A 1,177-nucleotide genomic window follows, 5' to 3' on the forward strand; every position below is an offset into this window, starting at 1 on the left:
TGTCTAAAGAAAAATTTGAACGTACGAAACCGCACGTAAACGTTGGTACTATCGGCCACGTTGACCACGGTAAAACAACTCTAACAGCTGCTATCTGTACTACACTTGCAAAAATCTACGGCGGTGTAGCTAAAGATTTCGCATCAATCGATAACGCTCCTGAAGAGCGCGAGCGTGGTATCACAATCTCAACTTCTCACGTTGAGTACGATACACCTGAGCGTCACTACGCACACGTTGACTGTCCTGGACACGCCGATTATGTTAAAAACATGATCACTGGTGCTGCTCAAATGGATGGTGGTATCCTAGTTGTTGCTGCAACTGATGGTCCAATGCCACAAACACGTGAGCACATCCTACTTGGTCGTCAAGTTGGTATTCCTTTCATCGTTGTATTCATGAACAAATGTGACATGGTTGATGATGAAGAGCTTCTTGAGCTAGTAGAAATGGAAGTTCGTGAACTTCTTTCTGAATACGATTACCCAGGTGATGATTTACCAGTAATCCAAGGTTCAGCTCTTGGCGCTCTAAACGGCGAAAAAGAGTGGGAAGACAAGATCATCGAGCTAGCAACAGCTCTTGATACTTACATTCCACTTCCAGAGCGTGCTGTAGACATGCCTTTCCTACTTCCAATTGAAGATGTATTCTCAATTCAAGGTCGTGGTACTGTTGTTACTGGTCGTATCGAACGTGGTATCCTACGTGTAGGTGACGAAGTAGAAATCGTTGGTATCAAAGAAACTACAGTTTCTACATGTACTGGTGTTGAAATGTTCCGTAAACTGCTTGACGAAGGTCGTGCAGGTGAGAACGTTGGTGCACTTCTACGTGGTACTAAGCGTGATGACGTTGAACGTGGCCAAGTACTTGCTGCTAAAGGTTCAATCAACCCACACACTAAATTTGAGTCAGAAGTATACGTTCTTTCTAAAGATGAAGGCGGCCGTCATACTCCTTTCTTCAAAGGCTACCGTCCACAGTTCTACTTCCGTACAACGGACGTAACTGGCGATATCACACTTCCAGAAGGTGTTGAAATGGTAATGCCTGGTGACAACGTTCAAATGACGGTTGAGCTAATCGCTCCAATCGCAATGGACGAAGGTCTACGCTTCGCAATCCGTGAAGGTGGCCGTACAGTTGGTGCTGGTGTTGTTGCTAAAATCTT

1 protein-coding gene is annotated in these 1,177 nt (G+C 45.0%); it reads left to right on the forward strand.

Translation table 11 applies throughout. The annotated features are described in order from the left end of the window. On the forward strand, positions 1–1,177 hold a 1,177-nt coding region (gene tuf / locus PVK63_RS19855; protein ID WP_130060028.1), incomplete at both ends, for an elongation factor Tu.

The organism is Aliivibrio sp. S2TY2 (assembly GCF_028765525.1).
In the GTDB taxonomy this organism is placed as follows: Bacteria; Pseudomonadota; Gammaproteobacteria; order Enterobacterales; family Vibrionaceae; genus Aliivibrio; species Aliivibrio finisterrensis_A.